Source organism: Shewanella livingstonensis, assembly GCF_003855395.1.
Classification (GTDB): domain Bacteria; phylum Pseudomonadota; class Gammaproteobacteria; order Enterobacterales; family Shewanellaceae; genus Shewanella; species Shewanella livingstonensis.
The window spans coordinates 3,952,852-3,978,419 of the sequence record NZ_CP034015.1 but is presented as its reverse complement, the minus strand read 5'-3'; the positions used below and the strand labels follow the sequence as shown (position 1 = coordinate 3,978,419).

23 protein-coding genes and 1 tRNA gene are annotated in these 25,568 nt (G+C 42.2%); 16 read left to right on the top strand and 8 right to left on the bottom strand.

Annotated features, from left to right (window positions below; translation table 11 throughout):
• The first annotated feature begins 15 nt into the window (after nt 1-15).
• The 11 genes from EGC82_RS17225 to EGC82_RS17170 all read left to right on the top strand — a co-directional run bounded on the left by EGC82_RS17225 (nt 16) and on the right by EGC82_RS17170 (nt 14,278).
• Nucleotides 16-1,416 (top strand): aspartate aminotransferase family protein, encoded by a 1,401-nt coding sequence (locus EGC82_RS17225; RefSeq protein ID WP_208646904.1) that lies wholly within the window; start codon nt 16-18, stop codon nt 1,414-1,416.
• Nucleotides 1,417-1,673: 257 nt separating this feature from the next.
• Nucleotides 1,674-2,774 carry a polyamine ABC transporter substrate-binding protein gene (locus EGC82_RS17220; RefSeq protein WP_059745648.1) on the top strand — a complete coding sequence of 367 codons (1,101 nt, stop codon included), beginning with the start codon at nt 1,674-1,676 and terminating at the stop codon, nt 2,772-2,774.
• Between the two features lie 423 nt (nt 2,775-3,197).
• Complete coding sequence (potA, locus tag EGC82_RS17210) at nt 3,198-4,334, top strand: polyamine ABC transporter ATP-binding protein (protein ID WP_124731842.1); 1,137 nt, start codon at nt 3,198-3,200, stop codon at nt 4,332-4,334.
• A complete protein-coding gene (locus EGC82_RS17205; protein ID WP_059745650.1) occupies nt 4,331-5,230 on the top strand; it encodes an ABC transporter permease subunit in 900 nt (299 codons plus the stop codon). The genes potA and EGC82_RS17205 overlap by 4 nt, the downstream gene beginning before the upstream one ends.
• Complete coding sequence (locus tag EGC82_RS17200; RefSeq protein WP_059745651.1) at nt 5,227-6,042, top strand: ABC transporter permease subunit; 816 nt, start codon at nt 5,227-5,229, stop codon at nt 6,040-6,042. The genes EGC82_RS17205 and EGC82_RS17200 overlap by 4 nt, the downstream gene beginning before the upstream one ends.
• 208 nt (nt 6,043-6,250) lie before the next feature.
• On the top strand, nt 6,251-7,537 hold the full coding sequence (locus EGC82_RS17195) for an NAD(P)/FAD-dependent oxidoreductase (RefSeq protein WP_059745652.1): 1,287 nt from the start codon (nt 6,251-6,253) through the stop codon (nt 7,535-7,537).
• A 69-nt stretch (nt 7,538-7,606) separates the two neighbouring features.
• Nucleotides 7,607-9,055, top strand: a complete 1,449-nt coding sequence (gene gabD, locus EGC82_RS17190; protein ID WP_124731841.1) for an NADP-dependent succinate-semialdehyde dehydrogenase — start codon at nt 7,607-7,609, stop codon at nt 9,053-9,055.
• A gap of 11 nt (nt 9,056-9,066) precedes the next feature.
• The gene (gene gabT / locus EGC82_RS17185) at nt 9,067-10,341 is read left to right on the top strand and encodes a 4-aminobutyrate--2-oxoglutarate transaminase (RefSeq protein ID WP_124731840.1); all 1,275 of its coding nucleotides are present in this window, start codon (nt 9,067-9,069) and stop codon (nt 10,339-10,341) included.
• Between the two features lie 147 nt (nt 10,342-10,488).
• Nucleotides 10,489-12,606 (top strand): methyl-accepting chemotaxis protein, encoded by a 2,118-nt coding sequence (locus EGC82_RS17180; RefSeq protein WP_124731839.1) that lies wholly within the window; start codon nt 10,489-10,491, stop codon nt 12,604-12,606.
• 189 nt (nt 12,607-12,795) lie between these two features.
• Entirely contained in the window at nt 12,796-13,455 is a 660-nt protein-coding gene (locus tag EGC82_RS17175) for an RluA family pseudouridine synthase (RefSeq protein ID WP_124731838.1), read from the top strand.
• Nucleotides 13,456-13,555: 100 nt separating this feature from the next.
• Nucleotides 13,556-14,278 carry a DUF599 domain-containing protein gene (locus tag EGC82_RS17170; RefSeq protein ID WP_124731837.1) on the top strand — a complete coding sequence of 241 codons (723 nt, stop codon included), beginning with the start codon at nt 13,556-13,558 and terminating at the stop codon, nt 14,276-14,278.
• Between the two features lie 331 nt (nt 14,279-14,609).
• Here EGC82_RS17170 and EGC82_RS17165 read toward each other — a convergent pair.
• From EGC82_RS17165 to rpsU, 5 genes are all read right to left on the bottom strand, one after another.
• Nucleotides 14,610-14,686, bottom strand: a tRNA-Ile gene (locus tag EGC82_RS17165).
• 183 nt (nt 14,687-14,869) lie between these two features.
• Nucleotides 14,870-16,708, bottom strand: a complete 1,839-nt coding sequence (gene rpoD, locus EGC82_RS17160) for an RNA polymerase sigma factor RpoD (RefSeq protein ID WP_124731836.1) — start codon at nt 16,706-16,708, stop codon at nt 14,870-14,872.
• 149 nt (nt 16,709-16,857) lie between these two features.
• Nucleotides 16,858-18,585: a DNA primase gene (dnaG, locus tag EGC82_RS17155; protein WP_124731835.1), complete on the bottom strand. Its 1,728-nt coding sequence runs from the start codon at nt 18,583-18,585 to the stop codon at nt 16,858-16,860.
• Nucleotides 18,586-18,674: 89 nt separating this feature from the next.
• On the bottom strand, nt 18,675-19,118 hold the full coding sequence (locus EGC82_RS17150; protein ID WP_124731834.1) for a GatB/YqeY domain-containing protein: 444 nt from the start codon (nt 19,116-19,118) through the stop codon (nt 18,675-18,677).
• Between the two features lie 7 nt (nt 19,119-19,125).
• Nucleotides 19,126-19,341, bottom strand: coding sequence for a 30S ribosomal protein S21 (rpsU, locus tag EGC82_RS17145; RefSeq protein WP_006080725.1), 216 nt, complete (start codon nt 19,339-19,341; stop codon nt 19,126-19,128).
• Nucleotides 19,342-19,815: 474 nt separating this feature from the next.
• On the opposite strand from rpsU, the gene tsaD reads away from it, so the two are divergent.
• Nucleotides 19,816-20,832 (top strand): tRNA (adenosine(37)-N6)-threonylcarbamoyltransferase complex transferase subunit TsaD, encoded by a 1,017-nt coding sequence (tsaD, locus tag EGC82_RS17140; RefSeq protein WP_124731833.1) that lies wholly within the window; start codon nt 19,816-19,818, stop codon nt 20,830-20,832.
• A gap of 53 nt (nt 20,833-20,885) precedes the next feature.
• Here the strand turns inward: tsaD and plsY are convergent, their stop codons facing one another.
• Nucleotides 20,886-21,491 (bottom strand): glycerol-3-phosphate 1-O-acyltransferase PlsY, encoded by a 606-nt coding sequence (plsY, locus tag EGC82_RS17135; RefSeq protein ID WP_415837616.1) that lies wholly within the window; start codon nt 21,489-21,491, stop codon nt 20,886-20,888.
• 274 nt (nt 21,492-21,765) lie between these two features.
• Here plsY and folB point away from each other — a divergent pair, with 274 nt between their 5' ends.
• From folB to EGC82_RS17115, 4 genes are all read left to right on the top strand, one after another.
• The gene (folB, locus tag EGC82_RS17130) at nt 21,766-22,119 is read left to right on the top strand and encodes a dihydroneopterin aldolase (RefSeq protein WP_124731831.1); all 354 of its coding nucleotides are present in this window, start codon (nt 21,766-21,768) and stop codon (nt 22,117-22,119) included.
• Between the two features lie 38 nt (nt 22,120-22,157).
• A complete protein-coding gene (folK, locus tag EGC82_RS17125) occupies nt 22,158-22,670 on the top strand; it encodes a 2-amino-4-hydroxy-6-hydroxymethyldihydropteridine diphosphokinase (RefSeq protein WP_124731830.1) in 513 nt (170 codons plus the stop codon).
• Between the two features lie 37 nt (nt 22,671-22,707).
• Complete coding sequence (locus tag EGC82_RS17120) at nt 22,708-23,508, top strand: undecaprenyl-diphosphate phosphatase (protein ID WP_124731829.1); 801 nt, start codon at nt 22,708-22,710, stop codon at nt 23,506-23,508.
• A gap of 105 nt (nt 23,509-23,613) precedes the next feature.
• The gene (locus EGC82_RS17115; RefSeq protein ID WP_124731828.1) at nt 23,614-24,456 is read left to right on the top strand and encodes a putative RNA methyltransferase; all 843 of its coding nucleotides are present in this window, start codon (nt 23,614-23,616) and stop codon (nt 24,454-24,456) included.
• A gap of 300 nt (nt 24,457-24,756) precedes the next feature.
• Here EGC82_RS17115 and EGC82_RS17110 read toward each other — a convergent pair whose 3' ends face one another.
• Both EGC82_RS17110 and EGC82_RS17105 read right to left on the bottom strand, forming a co-directional pair.
• Entirely contained in the window at nt 24,757-25,230 is a 474-nt protein-coding gene (locus EGC82_RS17110; protein ID WP_124731827.1) for a hypothetical protein, read from the bottom strand.
• A gap of 47 nt (nt 25,231-25,277) precedes the next feature.
• Nucleotides 25,278-25,544, bottom strand: coding sequence for an Lpp/OprI family alanine-zipper lipoprotein (locus tag EGC82_RS17105; RefSeq protein WP_011638433.1), 267 nt, complete (start codon nt 25,542-25,544; stop codon nt 25,278-25,280).
• Nucleotides 25,545-25,568 lie beyond the last annotated feature (24 nt).

The window sequence follows — 25,568 nt, the reverse complement described above, 5'->3', positions numbered from 1 at the left end:
TTGAAAGGATACAGTATGACAAACCCATTATCGTTAGATGCGCTGACTCCGCAACACAAGCTTGAGCGTCTACAAACTGCGGATAAACAGCATTTTATTCACCCGTTCACCGATTCAAAGGGCCTCGCTGAAAAAGGCACCCGGGTAATTGAGCGGGCTGATGGCGTGTATTTGTGGGATGTAATGGGTAATAAACTGCTCGATGCCATGGCGGGTCTATGGTGTGTCAATGTAGGTTATGGTCGGCAGTCAATTGTTGATGCCGTTAGTCAGCAAATGCAAACACTGCCTTTTTATAATAGTTTTTTTCAATGTTCTCATCCTCCAGCGATTGAATTAGCGCAAAAAATTGCTTCTCTTGCGCCTGCTCACATGAATAACGTGTTTTTTACTGGTTCAGGTTCTGAGTCAAATGACACTAACTTACGTATGGTGCGACGTTACTGGGATTTAAAGGGCAAACCAAGCAAGAAGACCATCATCAGCCGAGTGAATGCTTACCATGGTTCAACTGTTGCGGGTGCCAGTTTAGGTGGTATGTCGGGCATGCATGAACAAGGCGATTTACCGATCCCTGGTGTGGTGCATATAGCGCAACCTTATTGGTATATCGAAGGAAAAGATTTGTCAGTCGAAGCGTTTGGTTTACAGACTGCGCAGGCATTAGAAGCAAAAATTATTGAACTAGGCGAAGACAATGTCGCGGCTTTTATTGCTGAGCCTTTTCAAGGTGCAGGTGGGGTGATTATTCCGCCTGTAACGTATTGGCCGGAAATTAAGCGCATATTAGCCAAATACGATATTTTATTTATTCTTGACGAAGTGATCAGTGGCTTTGGCCGTACGGGTAAATGGTTTGCGTCAGAGTATTTTGATTTACAACCAGATCTTATTTCTATCGCGAAAGGCATGACTTCAGGTTATATGCCAATGGGCGGAGTGATTGTGTCAGACAAAGTAGCTGATGTGATAAAACAAGATGGTGGTGAATTTACTCATGGTTTCACCTATTCAGGCCATCCGGTTGCCGCTGCTGCTGCATTAGAAAACATTCGTATTATTGAGCAAGAAAAGTTAGTTGAACGTGTCGCCAACGATACTTCGCCTTACCTACAGTCGCGCTTACAACAACTAGCGGAGCATCCGTTAGTGGGTGAAGTGCGCGGTATTGGTTTGGTCGCTGCCATAGAGTTAGTTAAAGACAAATCATTACGCCAACGGTTTGATGCCAGCGTTGGTGTGGGCACCTATTGCCGCGATGCATGTATTACCCATGGTTTAGTGATGCGTTCTGTCGGTGACACTATGATAATTTCGCCGCCATTAACGATTAGTCATGCTGAGATTGACGAGTTAGTCACTAAAGCGACCCAAGCGTTAAATGATACTTATCAACACGTAAAAACAATGGCATGACGTTCAGTGCTTGAATAATTATTGTCATGTTGTGATTTTTAATTAATTGTATTTTTAACGATTGAGTAATTGAAAATATGATTGGTAAAATTCACGCACAAGGAAGTCAGTAATGTCGCGTTAACCATACCGATGCATAGTTAAGTTGTAGCATTGGATAATTTCTTTCAGTAGAGAGAAGATTTTACACGCTGGTATTACTAGCGAAAAAAACGAATGTCAGTACCATTCTGACCATTATCCAACAGGGAGAAAGTATGAAGCTATCAAATAAACTATCCACATTGGCCTTAATTACTGCGGGTGTGTTTTCAAGCACCGCTATTCAGGCTCAGGAAGTGGTTAAAATGTACAACTGGTCGGATTATATTGCCGAAGATACCTTAGCCAATTTTGAGAAAGAAACCGGTATTCATGTTATTTACGACGTGTTTGACAGTAATGAAGTACTTGAAGCTAAATTGCTTTCTGGCCACAGCGGTTACGACATTGTTGTGCCGTCTAATCACTTTTTAGCTAAGCAAGTTAAAGCTGGTGCTTTTCAAAAGCTTGATCGTACTAAGTTGACTAACTATGCCAACTTAAAGCCTGATTTAATGAAGCAATTGCAAAAAGCTGATCCGGGCAATGAGCACGCTGTTCCGTATTTATGGGGCACTAACGGTATTGGATATAATATCGATAAGGTCAAAGCTGTATTAGGTGAAGATGCGCCATTTGATTCTTTAGAGCTTATCTTTAATCCTAAGTATGCTGAAAAAATTGGCTCGTGTGGTTTTGCGATGCTTGATTCAGCCGATGACATGCTACCTCAAGCGTTGATTTACTTAGGCTTAGATCCTAACAGTAAAAATGCTGCTGATTATAAAAAAGCGGCTGAAGTTCTGGAAAAAGTACGTCCTTACGTGACTTATTTTCATTCATCGCGTTACATTTCTGATTTAGCGAATGGCGATATTTGTGTTGCGTTTGGTTTCTCTGGTGACGTATTCCAGGCTGCTGCGCGTGCTAATGAAGCCGGTAACGGTAATAAGATTGGCTACTCTATTCCAAAAGAAGGCGCCAACTTATGGTTTGATATGTTAGCCATTCCACAAGATGCCACTAACGTAGATAACGCCCATAAACTGATTAACTACTTACTCCGCCCAGAAGTGATTGCACCAATCAGTAACTATGTTGCATATGCTAATGCTAACGTACCAGCACAACCCTTAGTTGACGAAGCTATCCGTAACGATCCAGCGATTTATCCGCCACAATCGGTTATTGATAAGTTGTATATCGGCGATATTCGCCCATTAAAAATCCAACGCGTTGTAACACGTGCTTGGACCAAAGTGAAATCAGGTCAATAATTTGAATCACTAGGGCCTGTTGATCTTTCAAGGTTATTTTTGCAGCGAATTGTTGGCCATTTGTACAAGGCAGAGACTTTGAGGTGTAGTTATTCTACATAAAAAGTCGATAACACAGTAAAAATGGCCAACAAACGCTGCCCGAAGGGTTCGGCTAAAAACGTTTTACTCTTTGTTGAATGCATTTTGCTTAGATGACTAGGCATCAATCCATTCGCCTCGATTAAAACGTTTTTAACTCGAACAAAATTCAACCAGCAAAGATCAACAGGCCCTAGTACCAGGGCGAGATTTTTCGCCCTGTTTTTACAGCAATATTGATGTACTTATTGGCTAATTTAGCCACTTTAACAGATTGTTACGTGTGCTCTAAAACAGGCTGTTCTGTTGGGCACGCATACCCCAAAAAGGCGGAGCAGTATTATGGTAAACACCTCGGGCGTCACCAATAAACCAATCACAAAGACGCAAGATGAAGTGCTGCTCAAAATTGAGCGTGTCAGCAAGTTATTCGATGATGTGCGCGCGGTAGATGATGTATCGTTAACCATTAATCGTGGCGAAATATTTGCGTTGCTGGGTGGTTCTGGTTCTGGAAAATCAACTTTATTGCGCATCTTAGCGGGTTTTGAAAAACCGACTGAAGGCCGTATTTTCTTAGATGGTGTCGACATTACTGATATGCCGCCGTACGAACGCCCTATTAATATGATGTTCCAATCGTATGCTTTATTTCCGCACATGACCGTTGAACAAAATATCGCTTTTGGGTTGAAGCAAGATAAAATGCCGAAGGCTGATATTGCTGTGCGCGTTAAAGAAATGCTCAAACTGGTGCACATGGAAAAATACGGTAAACGTAAACCGCATCAGTTATCCGGTGGTCAGCGCCAGCGTGTGGCATTAGCTCGTTCGTTAGCAAAACGGCCTAAATTATTATTACTTGATGAGCCAATGGGCGCATTAGATAAAAAACTGCGGACACAAATGCAGTTAGAAGTGGTTGATATTTTAGAAGCCGTAGGCGTAACGTGCGTGATGGTAACTCACGACCAAGAAGAAGCCATGACTATGGCGGGCCGTATCTCAATTATGCATGAAGGTTGGATCGCGCAAACGGGTAGTCCAATGGACATTTACGAGTCTCCAGCCAGCCGTATGGTGGCAGAATTTATTGGTACGGTTAATTTATTTGAAGGCGCAATTATTGAAGATGAAGTTGACCACGCAATTATTAAGTCAACTACTCTGGACCGTGAGTTTTATATCGGCCATGGTATTTCAACCAGCCTTGAGAATAAAAATGTCTTTTTGGCCCTACGTCCAGAAAAAACCATTATTACTCGCCAAAAACCAGAAAGTGAATATAACTGGGCACATGGCGTTGTGCACGACATTGCCTATCTTGGTGGCTTGTCGGTGTATTACATCAAGTTAAAAAACAACCAAATTGTACAATGCTCAATGATTAACCGTGAACGCCGCGCCGATCATCCTACTTGGGAAGACGAGGTGTACATCAGTTGGGAAGACACCAGCGGGGTTGTATTAAACTCATGAAAAATCCACTGAAGTTATTCAAAGGTCGACATCTCACCATGGGTATACCGTACCTATGGTTGTTAATGTTTTTTGCCTTACCCTTCGCCATTGTATTAAAGCTAAGCTTTTCTACTGCGGCCATTGCGATTCCACCTTACGAGCCAACGTTTAACTATGTTGATGAGGCACTTAATATATTCGTTAATTTGGGTAACTATTTATTGTTACTGCAAGACTCGATGTATTACATGGCATACCTTACCTCATTAAAGATGGCCTTTGTGGCCACTTTAGGTTGCTTGATACTGGGTTTTCCAATGGCTTACGCTATTGCCCGTGCGCCAGCAAGAATGCAGGCAGTATTGCTGCTATTAGTGATGTTGCCATCATGGACTTCATTCTTAATCCGTGTTTATGCCTGGATGGGTATTTTAAGCAACAACGGTCTAATTAATAATGCCTTAACCTGGTTAGGGGTGATTTCTGAACCCATACAAATGCTCAATACTAATTTTGCGGTATATATAGGGATTATTTATGCCTATTTGCCGTTTATGATTTTGCCGCTGTACGCCACCTTAGTTAAATTAGATTTAAGCTTAATTGAAGCCGCATCAGATTTAGGCTCTAGCAGTATTAATACTTTCTGGAAAATTACTCTACCACTATCAATGGGCGGTGTTATAGCTGGCTCAATGTTGGTCTTTATTCCTGCCGTGGGTGAGTTTGTTATTCCTGAATTACTTGGTGGTCCAGACTCATTAATGATTGGTAAAGTGTTGTGGCAAGAGTTCTTTAATAACCGCGATTGGCCTGTGGCCTCATCGCTAGCGATTGTGATGTTGGCATTACTGATTATTCCAATCACTTTATTCCACCGTTATCAGTCACGCAGCATGGAGAGCGAGGTATGAAGAACTTAAGTTTCTCTAAAGTGATGTTGTGGGTGGGATTAATCTTTCTATATGCGCCAATGCTTATTTTGGTGATCTACTCATTTAATGACTCAAAACTGGTTACCGTGTGGGGTGGTTTTTCGCCTAAATGGTATGGTGAACTATTTCAAGATCAGCAAATACTCAATGCCGTGTGGACCAGTTTACGTATTGCCTTTTACAGTTCTACCATGGCAGTGATTATTGGCACCATGGCAGCTTTTGTGATGACCCGTTTTAGACGTTCATGGGCTAAGTTAACCCTGTCTAATATGATCACTGCGCCATTGGTTATGCCTGAAGTGATCACCGGTTTGTCGTTGTTACTATTATTTGTACAAATGTCGGAAACCTTTGGTTGGCCAACTGAACGTGGCATGTTTACCGTGTGGATTGCCCATTCTACTTTCTGTGCGGCTTATGTCGCGGTGGTAGTGTCGTCAAGGCTGCGCGAAGTGGATTTGTCGATAGAAGAAGCGGCGATGGATTTGGGTGCAACACGATTAAAAACCTTCTTTTTAATTACAGTTCCTATGATTGCTCCATCACTCATCGCTGGTTGGTTATTATCATTTAGCTTGTCATTAGATGACTTAGTTATTGCCAGCTTTACTTCTGGTCCAGGTTCTACAACCTTGCCTATGGTAGTGTTTTCGTCAGTGCGTTTAGGTGTTTCACCTAAGATTAACGCACTCGCGACAATTATTATTTTAGCGGTATCTTTAGTGGCCTTCTTGTCTTGGTATTTAGCCCGCCGAGCAGAGAAAAAAGCTAAAGCTGCGATGGAATAAAAAAGTCTGAATAAAGACCTTATGAAAGCCATGCTGATATCAGTGTGGCTTTTTATTTTTAGATGATTTTTTACTATATCCAGATTTTATGGGTGTTTAATATATTCTACAAAGTGTCAAAAATTACATGATAAATGCTAGTTTTTGAATTTGCTTAAGTGTAGGATGAATCAGTTGTATTACGTTTTGAACATATAAAGGAAGTGCTATGTCCGCCACACCTCATGCTAGTTCATATTATGCTGCATCGGCCAATGATAAAGTTGAACGCCCTCGCTTAGAATCTACAATTGAAACAGATGTTTGTATCATTGGCGCGGGTTATACCGGGCTGTCTTCTGCGTTACATTTATTAGAAAGCGGCATGAAAGTTGTGGTGCTTGAAGCGGCAAGAATTGGCTGGGGAGCCTCCGGTAGAAACGGCGGTCAAATTGTCAATTCTTTTAGTCGTGATATTGATTCTATTGAAGGTGTTGTTGGCAAAGAGCAGGCTAAGTTATTTGGTCAAATGGCGTTTGAAGGTGGTCAAATTATTCGTGAGCGTATTGCCAAATATAATATTGATTGTGACTTAAAAAATGGTGGTGTTTTTGCCGCCATGAACGCAAAACAAATGGGCCATTTACAGTCGCAGAAAAAATTATGGGAAGCTCATGGCCATAATAACCAGTTAGAGTTACTTGACCAGGATGGTATTCGCAAAGTCGTAAATACTGATTTATACGTCGGTGGCTTACTGGACAAAAGCGGTGGTCATATTCATCCGCTCAACCTTGCATTAGGTGAGGCTCGTGCGATTGAATCTCTTGGTGGTCTGATTTTTGAAGACTCTGCAGTCATTAAAGTCGACGATGGCGTATCACCGGTAGTGCACACAGCACAAGGCCAAGTTAAGTGTAAATATGTAGTGGTTGCAGGTAATGCTTACTTAGGTAAGTTACTACCAGAGCTACAAGCTAAATCAATGCCTTGTGGTACTCAAGTGATCACCACTGAACCATTATCAGATGAAATGGCGGCGAGTTTATTGCCACAAGATTATTGCGTTGAAGACTGTAACTATCTATTAGACTATTACCGTCTAACGGGCGATAAGCGCCTTGTTTTTGGCGGCGGTGTGGTTTACGGCGCACGCGATCCAGCTAACGTTGAAGCTTTGATTATGCCTAAACTATTAAAAACCTTCCCGCAATTAAAAGGGATTAAAGTTGATTACGCTTGGACGGGTAACTTCTTAATGACCTTGTCGCGCTTGCCACAAGTGGGCCGTATTGGTAACAATATTTATTACTCGCAAGGCTGTAGTGGCCATGGAGTTACCTACACTCATTTAGCCGGTAAGTTAATTGCCGAAATGCTTAATGGCCAAGCTACACGTTTTGATGCTTTTGCTGCATTACCTCATTATCCATTCCCTGGTGGACATGCTATGCGTGTGCCGTTTAGTGCCATAGGTGCTTGGTATTACACCCTTAGAGATAAGTTTGGTATTTAACCTCCTTTGAGTGCAGATAAATAAGAGTGTGAGTCGGTTGAGTACAAAGAGTCAATTTAGGAGAATATTGTGCAATTGAACGATCCAAGTTTATTACGTCAACAGTGCTACATAAATGGCCAATGGCGCAATGCCGATAATGGTAACACTATCGCAATAGCTAACCCTGCTACCCATGATGTTATCGGTCATGTTCCCGTAATGGGCAGCGCTGAAACGCTTGCGGCCATCGATGCTGCTAATGCGGCACTACCAGCATGGCGTGCATTAACGGCCAAAGATCGCGGCCAAAAATTGCGACGTTGGTTTGAGTTAATGCTGCAACATAGCGATGATTTAGCGTTATTGATGACTACCGAACAAGGCAAACCTCTTGCTGAAGCTAAAGGTGAAGTGGGTTATGCCGCCTCTTTTATTGAATGGTTTGCTGAAGAAGCTAAGCGCATTTATGGCGATACTATTCCGGGCCATCAAGCGGATAAGCGTATTACGGTGATAAAGCAACCTGTAGGGGTTACAGCAGCCATTACGCCGTGGAATTTTCCTGCGGCGATGATTACTCGTAAAGCAGCGCCAGCGTTAGCAGCCGGTTGTACTATGGTGGTAAAGCCTGCGCCGCAAACACCGTTTACCGCATTAGCATTAGCCGAGTTAGCTGAGCGCGCTGGTATTCCTGCAGGTGTCTTTAGCGTGGTGACCGGTGACTCAATCGCCATTGGTAAAGCCATGTGCGAAAGCCCAATAGTACGTAAGTTATCGTTTACCGGCTCAACGCCAGTAGGCATTAAGCTGATGGAACAATGTGCTCCAACGCTTAAAAAACTATCACTTGAACTGGGGGGTAATGCGCCGTTTATCGTGTTTAATGATGCCGACATTGATGCCGCAGTTGAAGGCGCAATGATTGCCAAATATCGTAATGCAGGCCAAACCTGTGTCTGTGCTAACCGTATTTACGTGCAATCTGGTGTTTACGATGAGTTTGCTAAACGTCTTGCTGTAGCAGTAACTCAGCTTAAAGTGGGTTTAGGCACTGAAGCTGGCGTGACCACAGGGCCGTTAATCAATGCTGATGCCGTTACAAAAGTACAGCGTCATTTAGATGATGCAGTATCAAAAGGTGCGCAGATTATTGCAGGTGGCAAACCCCATGCGTTAGGTGGTTACTTCTTTGAACCCACCATATTAACTGGCGTAACCCGTGAAATGTTAGTGGCAACCGAAGAAACCTTTGGTCCTTTAGCGCCGCTGTTTAAATTTGATGATGTTGATGATGTGATTAAACAAGCTAACGACACTGAGTTTGGCTTAGCAGCCTATTTTTACGGTCGCGATATTTCGCTTGTATACAAGGTTGCTGAAGCGCTTGAATATGGCATGGTTGGTGTAAACACTGGATTGATCTCGACAGAAGTGGCGCCTTTTGGTGGCATTAAATCGTCTGGATTGGGCCGTGAAGGATCTAAATTTGGTATTGAAGAATACCTTGAAATGAAATATATCTGCATGTCAGTTTAAGAGAGCGGGCTATGACTAAAACAAATGATGGACTAATGGCTCGTCGCCAAGCGGCTGTGGCACAAGGTGTAGGGCAAATTCATCCCATATTTACTGATCGTGCTGAAAACGCCACAGTATGGGATGTTGAGGGGCGTGAATATATCGATTTTGCAGGTGGTATTGCGGTACTGAATACTGGTCACTTGCATCCTAAAGTAAAAGCAGCTGTGGCAGCGCAGTTAGAGGCATTCTCACATACTTGTTTTATGGTCATTGGCTACGAAAGTTACATTGAAGTGTGCGAGAAACTCAATCATTTGGTACCGGGTAATTTTGCTAAAAAAACCGCTTTATTTACCAGTGGTTCTGAAGCGGTCGAAAACGCAGTTAAAGTCGCCCGTGCTTATACCAAACGAGCAGGCGTTATCGCGTTTACTTCGGGTTACCATGGTCGCACCATTGCTGCGTTGGCATTAACCGGTAAAGTGGCACCGTACAGTAAAGGTATGGGCTTAATGTCGGCTAATGTGTTTAGGGCAGAATTTCCATGTGAAATGCATGGCGTGTCTGAAGATGATGCTATGGCATCGATTGAGCGTATCTTTAAAAATGATGCCGAGCCTGCCGACATCGCCGCGATCATTTTAGAACCGGTGCAAGGCGAAGGCGGTTTTTATGCTGTGACACCATCATTTATGAAGCGCTTGCGTGAACTGTGTGATGACCATGGCATTGTATTGATTGCTGATGAAGTGCAAACCGGCGCCGGTCGTACGGGAACATTTTTTGCCATGGAGCAAATGGGCGTAGCAGCTGATATTACTACGTTTGCTAAATCTATCGCGGGTGGTTTTCCACTGTCAGGTATTACTGGTAAAGCCGAGGTGATGGATGCCGTTACTGCCGGTGGCTTAGGCGGTACTTATGGTGGTAGCCCTATTGCTTGTGCCGCGGCATTAGCCGTTATTGAAGTGTTTGAAGAAGAGCAACTACTGGCCCGTGCTAATGACGTGGGTAATAGACTTAAGTCGGCATTAACCGATATGCAGGCTAAGTATCCACAAATTGCTGATGTACGTGGATTGGGTGCAATGATTGCTATTGAGCTGATGGAAGACGGAGAACCTGCACCACAGTATAGCGGTAAAATTTTAGCTGAAGCGCGTAATCGTGGCTTGATTTTATTGTCTTGTGGTACCTATGGTAACGTTATCCGCGTTTTGGTGCCATTAACCGCTCCTGATGCGCAAATTGATACAGGTCTGGCGATTATGGATGGCACATTTCAAGCGGTGTTTAATTAGTGAAGTATGTTAAATTGGTTTTGACATAATATTCAATAAAATCCCGCTTTTAGTGGGATTTTTTATAAGATTTAGCTATACATTCTCAAAAGCTGACTACACTTCATATTATCGGAAAAACGAATACAAAAGCGGGAGCTAAATTGAATGAAGGCATTGTCCATTAAAGTAAAGTTGTTGTGGATCACCTCGGCATTGTTTATTGCCACTGTAGTAGTGCTGTCATCCAGTTTATGGGTAGTTCTAAAAGATAAAAATAATAGCTTAGCGGCAGAAGTTGAAGTGGCATTACAGCAAGAGATCAACGATAAGTTATCTGCCCGAGCGGGTGAGTATGGTGAGCGTATTGCAGGCTTTATTAACGAGGCGTATCGTATTCCATATTCATTTGCTGGCTTGTTAGAGCAAACTGCTCAAAAAGATCCTTTAAGTCGCGAACGTGTAGAGTCGTCTTTAGCCGCAGTATTGCAAAAAAATGAACAGATATCATCCATGTATGTTCACTTTGAGCCTAACGGTTATGACTATCTCGATGACAGTTATTTAGACGGTAGTAGTCATAGTGTGGTCAATGCAGGCACCTTAGAGGTTTATAACACTCGCGGATCGGATGGATTGGTACAACAGCAATCTGTGGCAAATGCAGAAGATAAATATATCAGTACGCTAAATGAATTTGGCGTACGCGAAGCCGAATGGTATTTGTGTGCTAAAGACAGTAAAAAGCCTTGTTTAATGGAGCCGTATTTATACGAAATCACACCGGGCAATAAAGTATTGATGACATCGTTAACTGCAGCGGTCGTCGTGGATAATCAATTTAAAGGTATCGTTGGTGTCGATATTAACTTACCGATTTTCCAAACCATGATTATGCAACTGTCTAAAAGTTTGTACCAAGGGCAAGCCAAAGTCACCCTGGTTAGCCAAAAAGGCTTTGTGGTGGCAGCGAGCCATTATACTAAATTCGCTCGGCCACTGAGTGAGTCGGTTAAGCCTGAATTGGCCAAAAAGTTATTAGCATTAAATAACACGTCTGGTTTTGTTAATGAGCCAGACAGCATTGCAGTTGGCTATCCTATTGCTATCCCTATTGCCAATGCAACGTGGTCATTAATTATTGAAGTGCCCAAAAGCCAAGCCTTTATGGCCGTTAATAACATGAACGATTCAATGACCGAAATGGAAATGTCATTAGGTGGCTTGTTATTGATGATTGGCATAGCCGTTACGGTTATCGCCGTTATTATTATTAGCTTGGTTATTCGCAGCATCATTGCGCCGCTTAGTATGATCCAAGCTCGGGTTGAAAATCTTGCCAGCGCGGAAGGTGACTTAACTCAAGCGATAGAAGTGGATGCGCATGCGGAGTTGATTGCATTAGGTAGCGGCATTAATGCTTTTATTGCAAAACTGCGTCATCTTATTTCTGAGCTTAAAATTCTTGCTGATCGTTCACAGCAAGAAAGTATAAAATCGGCCGATATTGCTAAGCTCACTCGTGAAAGCGTTAATCGTCAATATGGCGAAATCGAAAGTGTGGTTACGGCTGTTAATCAAATGAGTGCTACCGCGCTTGAAGTGGCTAAAGCTTCTGAGCAAACCGCAATGGAAACGGAGTCCATGACCGTCAATGTCAAAGATGGTCAATCTCGATTAACTCAAGCGATGGTATTTGTCGAGGGTGTATCGACAGATTCTGAAAAAGCGCAACAAGCTGTGGGTATGGTGTCGCAAAGCAGCGCCAATATTAGCCGTATTTTAGAAGTAATAAGTGCGATTGCAGAGCAGACTAATCTATTAGCGCTCAACGCCGCTATTGAGGCTGCCAGAGCCGGAGAGCAAGGTCGAGGTTTTGCGGTTGTTGCTGATGAAGTAAGAACGTTAGCCTCTAGAACGCAAAAGTCGACTAATGAAATTAGTACCTTAATTGAGTCGTTACAAAAAGAAGTTAAAAATGCCTCGAGCATTATTGATAAAGGCGCTCAGGGGGCACAAAAAGCCGTTGAACAAACTCAGCTTGCGTTACAGTCGCTTAATGCCATAGTGGAACAAATTAACGAGGTATCGGGTCAGGTTACCCATATTGCCACTGCTGCAGAAGAGCAGAGCGCGGTAACCGAAGAGGTTAATCGTAATATTACAGGTATTTCAGACTCTGCATCAGAGTTGTCACAGCTTGCTGACAGTGCCCAACAAAGCAGTGATAGCTTAGCCAAATTAGTACATGAGCAACATCAGCAGTTGGGTAAACTAAGAACGTAACCTGTTTTAGCAGGATACCAACAATATCAAAGGTGGCTTCTACGCCACCTTTTCTATTATTATCTCGGTTAAAATAGCTCCTATGGAGATGTTATTTGACTATTGCGATGAACACATTATTCCTCTCAAGGCATACAACCAAGACATTGCAACCAAGCCATATAACCAAGATATTACGACTAAGGCATAATGACTGAATTTATTGCTCCACCCTGTAATGGGATTATTGAGGTTTTATACCAAGACGAGCACCTATTATTAATCAATAAGCCAACAGGGATATTGAGTCTCTCGGGGAAGAACCCATTAAACAAGGACTCAGTACACTATCGGTTAGTACAAGATTATCCAACTGCAACCTTAGTGCATCGACTCGACTTTGGTACCTCTGGTCTTATGCTGGTGGCGTTAAACAAAGCGATTAATGGATTATTAACTAAGCAGTTTCAGCTGCGCACTGTTAGTAAAAATTATACCGCTGTGCTTCATGGTGATGTACTCAACGATAGCGGCGACATTGAATTGCCAATAGCTAAAGACAGTGAACATTTTCCGCTAATGAAAATTTGCCATGACAACGGTAAACCTGCTCATAGCCAATACCAAGTCACAACGCGGGATCCGCAAGGGCTCTCTACGCGCGTAATATTTACTCCTATTACAGGCCGAACTCACCAGTTACGGTTGCACAGCCAACAAATGGGTCATCCTATTTTAGGCTGTGATTTGTACCATAATGACTATTCGCAGCAGATGTCAGATAGATTAATGTTACATGCGACTGCTTTATCATTTACTCACCCTATGACAGAACAACGAATTGACTTTGTTTGTCAGAGTCCTTTTTAACGTGTTAAGTATTTGACTATTTAAGTAACAAACTGATTTCAGCATGATGAAAACTGATGCATAATCAATCCATTATTTATTCTTACGCAGGTTAATCAGTATGGTTATTTCATGGTTAGATGCGCTAGCATTAAGTGTTTTTTTAGTTAGTTGGGTCGGTTATACCGGTTTTGCCCGGCGTAAAGCAAAAAACACTAATTGCATCGCGCGAGTGATGCATCAACAACGTATTCATTGGATGTCACAAGTGATAGCAAAAGAAATACGTGTAGCCGAAGCGGCGTTACTGGCTAATTTAGAACGTAATATTGCATTCTTTGCTTCAACAACATTACTGATCCTTGCCGGTGTATTAACGCTTTTTTCTCAAGTAGAAAAGCTGGAAACCGTGATTGGTTCTATTCCTTTTACCTCATCGCCTAATCATGCCTTGGTACAGGTTAAACTGGCTCTTTTAGCCGGGATTTTTGTGTTAGCTTTTTTCCAATTTACTTGGTCTATGCGTCAATATGGTTTTGTTAATATTATGATTGGCGCTGCACCATTAGATAAAACGGGCACTGATAAAAATGCGCTCGGTTATGCAAGGCAAATGGCCGTAGTGCAAGACCAGGCAGCGCACTCATATAACTACGGCTTACGTTCGTATTATTATTCTATGGCTGCATTATGTTGGTTTATGCATCCGGGAATGTTTATTTTAGCCAGTTTATTTGTAGTTTATACCTTGTACCAACGTGAATTTAACTCAAAGGCTGTGGTCGCTATCACCGCTGCGCAGGCCTATTTAGAAAAAAATCCCGCTTATATTCGCGCTGATTAAATCGGTTTTAAAAATAAAGAGGTCACCTCGCTGTTGATGTTTTTATCGATAATCCTATTAATCAACTGAGGGGACGGTGGCACTCTTTTAACATAAGCCGTTATCAAGTTTAATCAATATGCTATTGCTGTCGGGATCGAAGTTTAGGTTATCGATTAGCAGATAATATTAACTGTCGTTAAGTGGTTTAACATCTTAATACGTTCCTGGAATAGTGTATTGGTTAATATGGATTGATAAGCGCGAAGGGAGAGGTGACAAACTACAGATATGAAAAAGCTACAGACATGAAAAAGGCGCTTGAATTTCTTCAAGCGCCTCATCAACAAATTGGTGGCCCCTCCCAGACTCGAACTGGGGACCTGACGATTATGAGTCGTATGCTCTAACCAACTGAGCTAAGGGGCCGACTTAAGATAGTCGTCACTATCGAAAGCGGGTGAATTATACGAAGTTTATTCTTGCTTGTCACCCGTGATCTGCATTGAATTATAATATCTTGTTCTAATTGGTTATCTGTTAAGCAATATGCCTGATTTGAAACATAAAAAAACCTGCAGAAGCAGGTTTTTTATCATTCGTTTTTAACAATTACTCGTCAAGGAACGATTTTAATATTTCAGAGCGAGAAGGGTGACGTAATTTACGTAACGCTTTGGCTTCAATTTGACGAATACGTTCACGTGTTACATCAAACTGCTTACCCACTTCTTCTAACGTGTGGTCGGTATTCATGTCGATACCAAAACGCATACGCAATACTTTGGCTTCACGGGCCGTTAGACCGGCTAAGACTTCGTGTGTAGCGTTCTTTAGACTTTCGCTGGTTGCAGAGTCTAATGGTAGCTCGAGGGTAGTATCCTCGATAAAATCACCTAAATGCGAATCTTCATCGTCACCGATTGGAGTTTCCATTGAGATTGGCTCTTTAGCGATTTTAAGTACCTTACGGATCTTATCTTCAGGCATCATCATACGTTCTGCTAATTCTTCTGGAGACGGCTCACGGCCCATTTCTTGAAGCATTTGACGAGAAATACGGTTCAACTTGTTGATAGTTTCAATCATGTGTACTGGAATACGGATCGTACGTGCTTGGTCGGCGATTGAACGAGTGATTGCCTGACGGATCCACCACGTTGCATAAGTTGAAAACTTGTAACCACGACGGTATTCAAACTTATCTACTGCTTTCATCAAACCGATGTTACCTTCTTGAATTAAATCCAAGAACTGCAAACCACGGTTGGTGTATTTTTTAGCAATAGAAATTACCAAACGTAAGTTAGCTTCAACCATTTCTTTTTTCGCACGACGAGCTTTCGCTTCACCGATAGACATACGACGGTTAATGTCTTTAATGCCTGCGATGGTTAAGTCTGTTTCTACTTCGATAGCCGCTAATTTGGTCACACAACGTGTTACGTCATCGGTGATCATACGCAAACCTTCAGCGTAAGGCTTAGAGCTTTCTTTTTCTTTGTTAAACCAATCTAAGTTGGTTTCGTTGCCGGTGAAAGCCTTAATAAAGTTTTTCTTCGGCATTTTAACTTGTTCAACACAAAGCTTGATGACTAAACGTTCTTGAATTCGAACGCGGTCCATCATGTTGCGCATACTTTTAACTAAACGGTCAAACTGTTTAGGTACTAAGCGGAATTCTTTGAATAATTCACCAATAACAAATAATGAGCCAATGGCTTCAGGATGATCACGGCCTTTTACAGCAATAATACCTAAGCTTTTTTCGTAGGCTTCTCTGAGTTGAGTAAATTTCTCTTTGGCTTCTTCAGGATCAGGTCCTTTGTTACCTTCTTCCTCTTCTTCATCATCGTCATCGTCATCATCGTCATCATCGTCATCTTTTTTAGTATCAGCTAATTCTGAACCAACGTTGGTGGCGGTAGGTGCGACGTCATCGTCGTCAGGATTGATAAATCCAGAGATAATATCAGACAAGCGCAATTCTTCAGCTTCATACTTATCGAATTGCTCTAAGATCATTGCGATCGCTTGAGGGTATTCACTGACAGAGCTCTGTACAGTGTTGATACCTTCTTCAATACGTTTAGCAATAACAATTTCGCCTTCGCGAGTAAGTAGTTCTACCGTACCCATTTCACGCATATACATGCGGACAGGATCTGTGGTTCGGCCTAACTCACTTTCTACGGTTGCGAGAGCTGCCGCTGCTTCTTCTGCAGCATCTTCGTCTGTGTTGTCTTCCGACATCATCATGTCATCGGCATCTGGCGCTTCTTCAAAAACGCGGATACCCATGTCATTTATCATCTGGATAATATCTTCAATCTGATCGGAATCGACCATGTCTGCAGGTAAGTGGTCGTTCACTTCTGCATAGGTTAAGTAACCTTGCTCTTTACCTTTAGCGAGCAACAGTTTGAGTTGCGACTGCGGAGTGTGATCCATAGATATCATCCAATTTTGGGGAACTGATAAAACGATAGGCCAGTTAGCTGTACTAAGTGGCACGCAAATCGTCAATTATAGCTGTGTGGACTAACCTTAGCTAGTCCATGGCAATGTTTGTACGCATATTCTTTAAGAATAATTGCGTATTACTTCGCTATGCCTTTCATTATAGAAATCAACTTTGTTAGCTGCATTTTTTCAACTTTCGTTAAAGCCTGTTTTAGACTTAATTCCTGATATCGTTGTTCAATATATTGGTTGTTTAACCAAATCAGGGTTTGTTTAAACTCTGGCAATACGTTTTCATCCGCCACTTGATGGTCCCATTGGGCTAGCTTTATGAGAGTGCTCTTTTGGTCATGCTCTCTATGCATTTCAAGTAGTTGTGCGCTGTTTAACGTTTGCTCTCGAGTTATATCTAACAAATGATTGAGCAATTCTATGCCAGTCATTTGCAATCGATCTAGTGCAGGCTGTTTTGCTAAACCAAAGCCTAAACTTGGGTTTTGGACCAGGAGCGCAATGGCCAATCTTAATGGCGTGCCCCGGCCTTGTAAGCCTTTAGCATTTAATGGTTTTATCTTTTTTACCGAAAAACCTAATTTTCTCTTTAAATCTTCGCTACTGTTCATGCCTAATTTATGGGCTAAATTTTCTAACAGTAAATTCTGTAGGACGGTATCTTGTACCTTTTCGATTAGCGCAATTGCTTGCTTGGCTAATGCCCCTTTATCGGTACCGTGGTTAGCACTTAATGTGTCAAACAAAAACTCGGGCAGTAACATGGCTTCTTGCATTAACGCTTCGAATGCTTCTTTGCCAATTTTGCGGACCATAGTGTCAGGGTCTTCACCTTGCGGTAGAAACATAAACTTGACTTGGTCACCCGGTTTTAACAAGGGTAATGCTGTTTCCAGTGCACGCCATGCGGCTTCTCGGCCGGCGCGATCACCGTCGTAACAACACACTACTTGTTTTGCACTACGCACTAAAAGCTGAAATTGTTCAGCTGTCGTCGACGTACCTAACGATGCAACCGCATAATCGACCCCAAACTGGGCGAGTGCGACGACATCCATATATCCTTCAACAATTAACACATGTTGTGGATCTCGATGCGTTTGCTTTAGCTCATATAAACCATAAAGTTCATTACCCTTATGAAATATGGGCGTTTCTGGAGAATTCAAGTACTTTGGGGTGCCATCACCCAAAACTCTTCCACCAAATCCCACCACACGACCACGACGATCGCGTATTGGAAACATTAATCTGTCGCGAAATCTGTCATAGCGTTTACCGCTATCATTGGCAATTAGCATGCCTGCTGTGAGTAATTTATCTTGGGCGGGCAAATTTTGCCTGTAACGACCCAGTAAACCATCCCAACCATCGGGTGCAAACCCAATACCGAACTGCTCAACAACGTCATTTGATAATCCGCGGAACTCAAGATAATCGATGACTTTTTGTTTGTCTGCATGTTGCCTAAGTTGGCTTTGATAGAAGAGGTTAGCTTCTTCCATCAGTTCGTATAAGTCTCGACTTAATCCTTGATCAGGTCTTTTGCCTGTACCTTGTTCTCGAGGTACATCAAGACCTAATTGACTTGCAAGTTCTTCAATTGCATCAACAAATTCTAGGCGATCATATTCCATGACAAAATCAATAGCATTGCCATGTGCACCGCAACCAAAGCAGTGGTAAAACTGTTTGTCTCTGCTGACGGTAAAAGAGGGTGATTTTTCGCTGTGAAAAGGACAACAAGCCGAATGATTCTTACCGGCTTTTTTCAACGTGACTTTACGATCAATTAGATCGACTATGTCTATTCGAGCTATTAGCTCATTGATAAAATCACGAGGTATCGCCATTGATTGCTGTTGTTCTCGAATTTACTTTATCAACTGATGTAAACAAACAAGCCGTGCAAGTGCACGGCTTATTCAACATTAAAACTTGATTACTTCAATTTTGCACGGATCATTGTACCAATGGCACTCATATCTGCGCGGCCTTGAACTTTAGATTTTAATGCTCCCATTACTTTACCCATATCCGCCATGGATGCAGCACCAACTTCAATAATAGTTGCATCGATAATCGTTGCAACCTCATCTTCAGTTAACGGCGTAGGCAGAAAATTTTCGATAACTCGAATTTCTTCTGCTTCTACTGCGGCCAACTCCGGACGATTCGCTGCTTCATATTGAGCAATCGAATCACGGCGTTGTTTAACCATTTTGGTTAATACAGCTATTGTCTGTTCATCGGTCAGAGTTTCGCGGGTATCCACTTCAATCTGTTTGATGGCAGCAAGTGCCATACGAATTGTTCCTAAGCGTACTTTTTCTTTAGCACGCATGGCGTCTTTCATTTGGTCTTTTAGCTGATCGGTTAAGTTCATAATGAGATTAATATAAACGTACGCGACGTGCGTTTTCGCGAGAAAGCTTCTTAGCTAGACGCTTAACTGCAGCTGCTTTTGCACGCTTACGGGCAGTAGTTGGCTTCTCGTAGAATTCACGAGCACGCACGTCAGCTAGAATACCAGCTTTTTCACAAGAGCGCTTGAAACGACGAAGAGCTACGTCGAATGGTTCGTTTTCACGTACTTTAATAATTGGCATACGCCATCACCCCTTAGGTGTAGTTATGCTGGATGATTAAATCGACTAAACATTTTAGTGATTTAACTCAAACCAAAGGCTATTTAAAATGGTGCGGAATTTTACACCGAGCGGCGACCATTTGTAAACCCCCAGATTGATTTTCTCTTTGGGCGAGAGCTCACACTTTCATTTAATAATCGTTATCGCGAGTTCAAGATTCGCATTGGTTATCTCGCGGCTCTTTATTTACTCTGTTTAACATTGACTAACTATAGGCCTGTTATCGGTGCATTAAGGTGTTTTGTTAGTAAGCACATGGCTAGCTTGATATTACAGCTTTAACATAATGCCATTTTTAACGATTTACTTTACCTTTCGTTCCGTATTGAATTTATCTCATAAAATCTCTGTTTGGGTAAATACTGAAACATTGGAATATTTATGTTTAGACGGGTAGAATTGATGCCTTATTTTTAATGAAGACGAGAGATTATGCGGGTTATTGGTATTGAGACATCCTGTGACGAGACTGGGATTGCAGTATATGACGATAAATTAGGCTTATTGTCACATGTGCTATATAGCCAAGTTAAATTGCACGCCGATTATGGTGGTGTGGTGCCCGAGTTGGCCTCTCGTGATCATGTTCGTAAAATTGTGCCATTGATTAGACAGGCCTTATCGCAAGCTGATTCACGTTTAGATGATATCGATGGTGTGGCATACACCAAAGGCCCAGGGTTGATTGGTGCATTGCTTGTTGGGGCTTGTGTAGGGCGGTCGCTAGCCTATGCGTGGAATAAGCCCGCCATTGGTGTGCATCACATGGAAGGGCATTTGTTGGCTCCTATGTTAGAAGATAATGCGCCTGAGTTTCCTTTTATCGCCTTGTTAGTCTCTGGTGGTCATTCAATGTTGGTGCAAGTTGAAGGCATTGGCCGGTATCAAGTGCTAGGCGAATCTGTTGATGATGCTGCTGGCGAAGCTTTTGATAAGACAGCCAAGCTGATGGGTTTAGATTATCCAGGTGGGCCACGTTTAGCCAAATTAGCTCAAAAAGGCTTGTCTGTTGGCTATAAATTTCCTCGCCCAATGACCGACAGACCTGGATTAGATTTTAGTTTTTCAGGCCTAAAAACATTTACTGCAAACACGATTGCTAAAGAGCCTGATGATGATCAAACTCGTGCTAATATTGCGCGCGCGTTTGAAGAAGCTGTTGTCGACACTTTAGCGATTAAATGCAAGCGTGCTTTAAAACAAACTGGCTATAAGCGCTTGGTAATAGCAGGCGGTGTGAGCGCTAATACACGCTTACGAGAGACTTTAGCTGAGATGATGACCAGTTTAGGCGGCCAAGTGTATTATCCTCGTGGGGAGTTCTGTACTGACAATGGCGCTATGATTGCCTATGCTGGATTGCAGCGATTACGTGCAGGGCATATTGAAGGACTTGCCGTTAAAGGTCAGCCTAGATGGCCTTTAGATACCTTGCCTGCAGTGGATTAACGAAGCGTTTATACGGTTAATTTATTTTTGCCATTTTAAGCCAATATGAAAACCTAATCCGACTTGGTATTAGGTTTTTTTATGGTTTTTTTTCGTGAAACTTTGCTTTCTTTACCAATACGTAAACGCCCAATATTATCTTTGTGACGAATCAAAATAAGAGTGGATAACATCGCAACTGGAATAATAAAGCGTTCGTCTAGCCACCAAGTATACAAAGGTGCCAAGGTAGCCGTTGCCATAGCGGCCACAGATGAATAGCGGGTTAATAACACAAGCACAATCCACGTTAGCATTAAGCATAGCGCTAAATCACCACCAATAGGGGCCATAGCACCAAAGGCTGTCGCAACGCCTTTACCGCCTTTAAAACCAAAAAATATTGGGAATATATGCCCTAAGCAGGCGCTGACAGCGATCAAACCTAATGATACGGCATCGAGGCCCATAAGGTAGCCAAAGTAAGAGGGCAGTGCGCCTTTAAGCATATCAAAAAACAGCACTAGGGCTGCTGAACTTACGCCACCAATGCGCAAAACATTCGTAGCACCTGGATTACCAGAGCCGCTGCTCCTTGGGTCGGGTAAACCTCTAATTTTACATACCAATACGGCACTTGAGATCGAACCAGCTAGATAGGCGGTAATGATCATCAACATTGTGACGGTAACGGTGTTCAAATTGGTTTCCTTACTCTTCTTAGGGTATTATCGCGCATTCATTTGTGAGACAAATAATTTTCAGTATCCACTGAAGTCGCTATAGCGTTAACATTAATCATTTAGTTGATGTTAATTGCACAATAGCGCCTATCCTACTGCTTTAATTCATTAGGAAAAAGGCTAAATGTGGATTAATAAGCATATAATCGGTAATAAAGTTTGTTTAGAACAATTTTGACACTGTTTAACGTTGATTAAAGTAGGGATTTATATGGATAAAGTACTCATACGCCAGCTAGCGATAGAGACCATTATTGGTATCTATGAATGGGAAAAAAAGCTTCATCAAACATTACTTATCGATTTAGATATGGCGTGGGATAATCGTCTTGCCGCTGCTAGTGATAGTTACGAAAATGCTTTGTGCTACGAAACAGTATCAAATCGTTTAACAGCATTAATTACTGAAAATCCGATTGAACTGATTGAGACTGTTGCCGAAATGATTGCCCATTGTTTGCAAGATGAATTTAATGTTCCGTGGGTTAAAGTTGTGGTGATGAAGCCAGGGGCAATACCTCATGCTGCTTCGGTCGGTGTTGAGATTGAACGCGGTAGCCTTTAAGTCTTATTTCTTTTTATTGTTTAGCATTAGGTCAGTCAATGGCACGTATTTACATTAGCTTAGGCACCAATATTTCTCCTGAGCAACACCTAAAAGCAGGTTTGGTTGATTTACAGCAACATTTTGGCCAGTTACAGCTATCGAGAGTTTTTGAAAGTGAATCGGTAGGATTTAAAGGCACTAATTTCTTAAATATGGTGGTCGCTGCTGATACCGATTTATCGATTGCACAGGTTGTGGCAACCTTTAAGCAAATTGAACAAGATAACGGCCGTATTAGAGGCGAGAAAAAGTTTAGTCCACGAAGCCTTGATATTGATTTGTTGCTCTATGACGATGTTATTTGTGACATTCCCGTCCAAGTGCCTCGAGGCGAAATCTTGTACAACGCATTTGTGTTGTGGCCACTGGCTGAATTAGCCCCTAATTTATGTCATCCGCTGACGTTACAAACCTACCAAATGCTTTGGCAAACTTATGATAAGCAGTGCCAGCAATTGTGGCCTATTACATTTGAGTTCCCAGCAGAATTATTACCCGTTAAATATTAATTATTCATCAATCAATTAATTTCTTACAAGGAAAGATATGGAAACGTTTCAAGTTATTTTGCTGGCATTAATTCAAGGGCTAACAGAGTTTTTACCGATTTCTAGCTCGGCACATTTAATTTTACCATCACAAATTTTAGGTTGGGCTGATCAAGGTTTATCATTTGACGTTGCGGTAAATACCGGTTCTTTATTTGCGGTAGTGATTTATTTCCGCCATGAAATTATTATCCTAGCGAAGGCGTGGTTTACCAGCTTAGCCAGTAAACAACAAACTCAAGAAAGTAAGCTCGCTTGGTGGATTATTTTAGCAACCATACCTGCGGTTATTGTCGGCTTTACCGCCAAAGACTTTATTGAAACACATTTTAGAAATACCCTCGTTATCGCCATCACTACGATAGTGTTTGGTTTACTATTGTGGCTAGCCGATAGAATGTCAAAAGCACAGTTAACCGAATTTCAAATGGGTTGGAAAAAAGCGTTGATTATCGGCTTAGCACAAGCGATGGCATTAATCCCTGGCACCTCACGCTCAGGCGCCACCATGACAGCGGCACTGATGCTAGGTCTTACCCGTGAAGCCGCTGCTAGATTTTCATTCCTTATGTCTGTGCCTGTTAGCTTTGGAGCGGCGTTATTGGTGACAAAAGACTTAGTCAGTAGCCCTGCACCGATAGATTACCAAGCCCTTGGTTTAGGGATCGTGGTATCATTTTTTGCCGCCTATTTATGTATCCATTTCTTTTTAAAGTTTATTAGCAAAATAGGCATGACACCGTTTGTATTATATCGTCTTGCCCTTGGTGCGGTATTGCTTGGATTGCTCTATCTTTAAGGTAAGTATTTAAGCGATATTTCTTTGCATAGCGGGTAGTCTTACCAAACTAGGTATTACTACCCGTTTTGTTTTATCCTTTTTTAATTAACTATCAGTGTAATTATGACTTTATCTCTATTATGTCCAGTGTGTTCTGCTCCACTAAATCAACATCAAGCTTCTGCGGGATTTTATTGCGACAACAAGCATCATTTTGATAAGCATCCTAATGGCTATTGGCCACTGCTGAGCAACACTAAGGCCAAATCTAAGCCGCAAGTGGAGTCTCGTCAACAAATGCGTGGGCGACATTTCTTATTAGAGTCGGGTCTGTTTGCACCGCTAATTAAACAACTTCAAACAGTGCTGTTAGATTTGTGTGCACCACGTGGCGAAGCTCAATTGCAGCATATCGATTATCAATGTGCTGATGGTTATTATTTACGCCAGCTTGTTCCTGCATTAGCTGAAGCCAATGTGTCATGTGAGCATTGGGGTATTACTGATGCTGAAAATGCTATTTTTGCAGCGGCTAAAGCAGAAACGCCAGCTAATTTATTGTTGCTGGCACTAAAGAAATTACCTTTTGAATCACAATCAGTCGATATTGTGACGGTACTTGACTCACCGCTAAAGGGTAAGGAGTGTATTCGGATTTTAAAAGACGATGGTCGTATTGTGCTACTGCAGCCTGGAATTCGACATCTATGGCAGATTAAACAACAAGTTTATCCTGACCTAGTGGAAAAGCCGCTGCAGTTAAACTTAACCAATGATGTTGAAATTGATTCCCAGCAACAAGTGGTATTCACCCAATCTGTTACTGGTGAGCAAGCATTAACATTACTTGATATGTCGGTATTTGGTTGGCGCGCAAATGATCAGCTAAAGCATCAAGTAAAATCTACTGCCATTAGTGAGTTAGAGTTTGATTGGCAGATTATAACGCTCAAAAAACGCTTGTAAAAATGTAAAAGCTGATGGAAAGCGATAAGGACGACAATGCGGTGAGAGCGTTAGAGCCTAAGGGCTAGGACGCTTCGCGGCTAGATGATATACAAGCTAAAATTGGTTGCGAGCGGTGTTAAGCGATGAGAGTTGATTAGGGCGATAATGTGGTGAGAGTGTTAGAGCCTAAGAGCTAGGATGCTTCGCTGCTAGATGTTATAAGAGCTGGTGCTAATATTTCTGTGAGATTGTTTAGAAAGATTAAATGCAATGTATAGATTAATAGCGAAAAAGCTGGTGTGGAGAAGCTGTAGGTGTTTAGATTTTTCGCTTGATACCGCTTGATACCGCTTGATACCGCTTGATACCGCTTGATACCGCTTGATACCGCTTGATACCGCTTGATACCGCTTGATACCGCTTGATACCGCTTGATACCGCTTGATACCGCTTGATACCGCTTGATACCGCTTGATACCGCTTGATACCGCTTGATACCGCTTGATACCGCTTGATACCGCTTGATACCGCTTGATACCGCTTGATACCGCTTGATACCGCTTGATACCGCTTGATACCGCTTGATACCGCTTGATACCGCTTGATACCGCTTGATACCGCTTGATACCGCTTGATACCGCTTGATACCGCTTGATACCGCTTGATACCGCTTGATACCGCTTGATACCGCTTGATACCGCTTGATACCGCTTGATACCGCTTTCTAACAGAGCAGAAATAATTAAGGCTTGATGTTGAAGTACTACTTAACGTAGTGGTATCAACAATCAAGCCCTAATAATCAACCTATTAAATAAGCTAATTTTTAATCACAGTTCTTACTTTTTGTAAGAAGAAGCCATGTTGTCTAAACGGTCATTAGCACGTTTAGCTTCAGCTTGTGCGTCCATAGAAGCAGCTTTAGCGCCTTTAACATCGGCAGATAGCTTGCTTTGCTCAGACTTTAAAGAACCAACTTGTGCTGATAGTTGATCAACTTTGTTACCTAGGTTTGCTACGCTTTCTTCTAAAGCAGTAGTGTTAGCACAACCACCTAATAAAGCAGTCATCGCAACACCAGCAATCATCAGTACTTTCTTGTTCATGGGTAAATCCCTTAATATATAGGT

What these genes read in the sequence shown, in the direction of transcription:
- potA (WP_124731842.1), top strand. Translation starts at nt 3,198, where the DNA reads ATGGTAAACACCTCGGGCGTCACCAATAAACCAATCACAAAGACGCAA.
- gabT (WP_124731840.1), top strand. Translation starts at nt 9,067, where the DNA reads ATGACTAAAACAAATGATGGACTAATGGCTCGTCGCCAAGCGGCTGTG.
- EGC82_RS17180 (WP_124731839.1), top strand. Translation starts at nt 10,489, where the DNA reads ATGAAGGCATTGTCCATTAAAGTAAAGTTGTTGTGGATCACCTCGGCA.
- EGC82_RS17105 (WP_011638433.1), bottom strand. Translation starts at nt 25,544, where the DNA reads ATGAACAAGAAAGTACTGATGATTGCTGGTGTTGCGATGACTGCTTTA.
- EGC82_RS17200 (WP_059745651.1), top strand. Translation starts at nt 5,227, where the DNA reads ATGAAGAACTTAAGTTTCTCTAAAGTGATGTTGTGGGTGGGATTAATC.
- EGC82_RS17175 (WP_124731838.1), top strand. Translation starts at nt 12,796, where the DNA reads ATGACTGAATTTATTGCTCCACCCTGTAATGGGATTATTGAGGTTTTA.
- EGC82_RS17205 (WP_059745650.1), top strand. Translation starts at nt 4,331, where the DNA reads ATGAAAAATCCACTGAAGTTATTCAAAGGTCGACATCTCACCATGGGT.
- folB (WP_124731831.1), top strand. Translation starts at nt 21,766, where the DNA reads ATGGATAAAGTACTCATACGCCAGCTAGCGATAGAGACCATTATTGGT.
- folK (WP_124731830.1), top strand. Translation starts at nt 22,158, where the DNA reads ATGGCACGTATTTACATTAGCTTAGGCACCAATATTTCTCCTGAGCAA.
- plsY (WP_415837616.1), bottom strand. Translation starts at nt 21,491, where the DNA reads ATGTTGATGATCATTACCGCCTATCTAGCTGGTTCGATCTCAAGTGCC.
- tsaD (WP_124731833.1), top strand. Translation starts at nt 19,816, where the DNA reads ATGCGGGTTATTGGTATTGAGACATCCTGTGACGAGACTGGGATTGCA.
- EGC82_RS17120 (WP_124731829.1), top strand. Translation starts at nt 22,708, where the DNA reads ATGGAAACGTTTCAAGTTATTTTGCTGGCATTAATTCAAGGGCTAACA.
- EGC82_RS17195 (WP_059745652.1), top strand. Translation starts at nt 6,251, where the DNA reads ATGTCCGCCACACCTCATGCTAGTTCATATTATGCTGCATCGGCCAAT.
- EGC82_RS17220 (WP_059745648.1), top strand. Translation starts at nt 1,674, where the DNA reads ATGAAGCTATCAAATAAACTATCCACATTGGCCTTAATTACTGCGGGT.
- rpoD (WP_124731836.1), bottom strand. Translation starts at nt 16,708, where the DNA reads ATGGATCACACTCCGCAGTCGCAACTCAAACTGTTGCTCGCTAAAGGT.
- EGC82_RS17115 (WP_124731828.1), top strand. Translation starts at nt 23,614, where the DNA reads ATGACTTTATCTCTATTATGTCCAGTGTGTTCTGCTCCACTAAATCAA.
- EGC82_RS17150 (WP_124731834.1), bottom strand. Translation starts at nt 19,118, where the DNA reads ATGAACTTAACCGATCAGCTAAAAGACCAAATGAAAGACGCCATGCGT.
- EGC82_RS17170 (WP_124731837.1), top strand. Translation starts at nt 13,556, where the DNA reads ATGGTTATTTCATGGTTAGATGCGCTAGCATTAAGTGTTTTTTTAGTT.
- rpsU (WP_006080725.1), bottom strand. Translation starts at nt 19,341, where the DNA reads ATGCCAATTATTAAAGTACGTGAAAACGAACCATTCGACGTAGCTCTT.
- EGC82_RS17225 (WP_208646904.1), top strand. Translation starts at nt 16, where the DNA reads ATGACAAACCCATTATCGTTAGATGCGCTGACTCCGCAACACAAGCTT.
- dnaG (WP_124731835.1), bottom strand. Translation starts at nt 18,585, where the DNA reads ATGGCGATACCTCGTGATTTTATCAATGAGCTAATAGCTCGAATAGAC.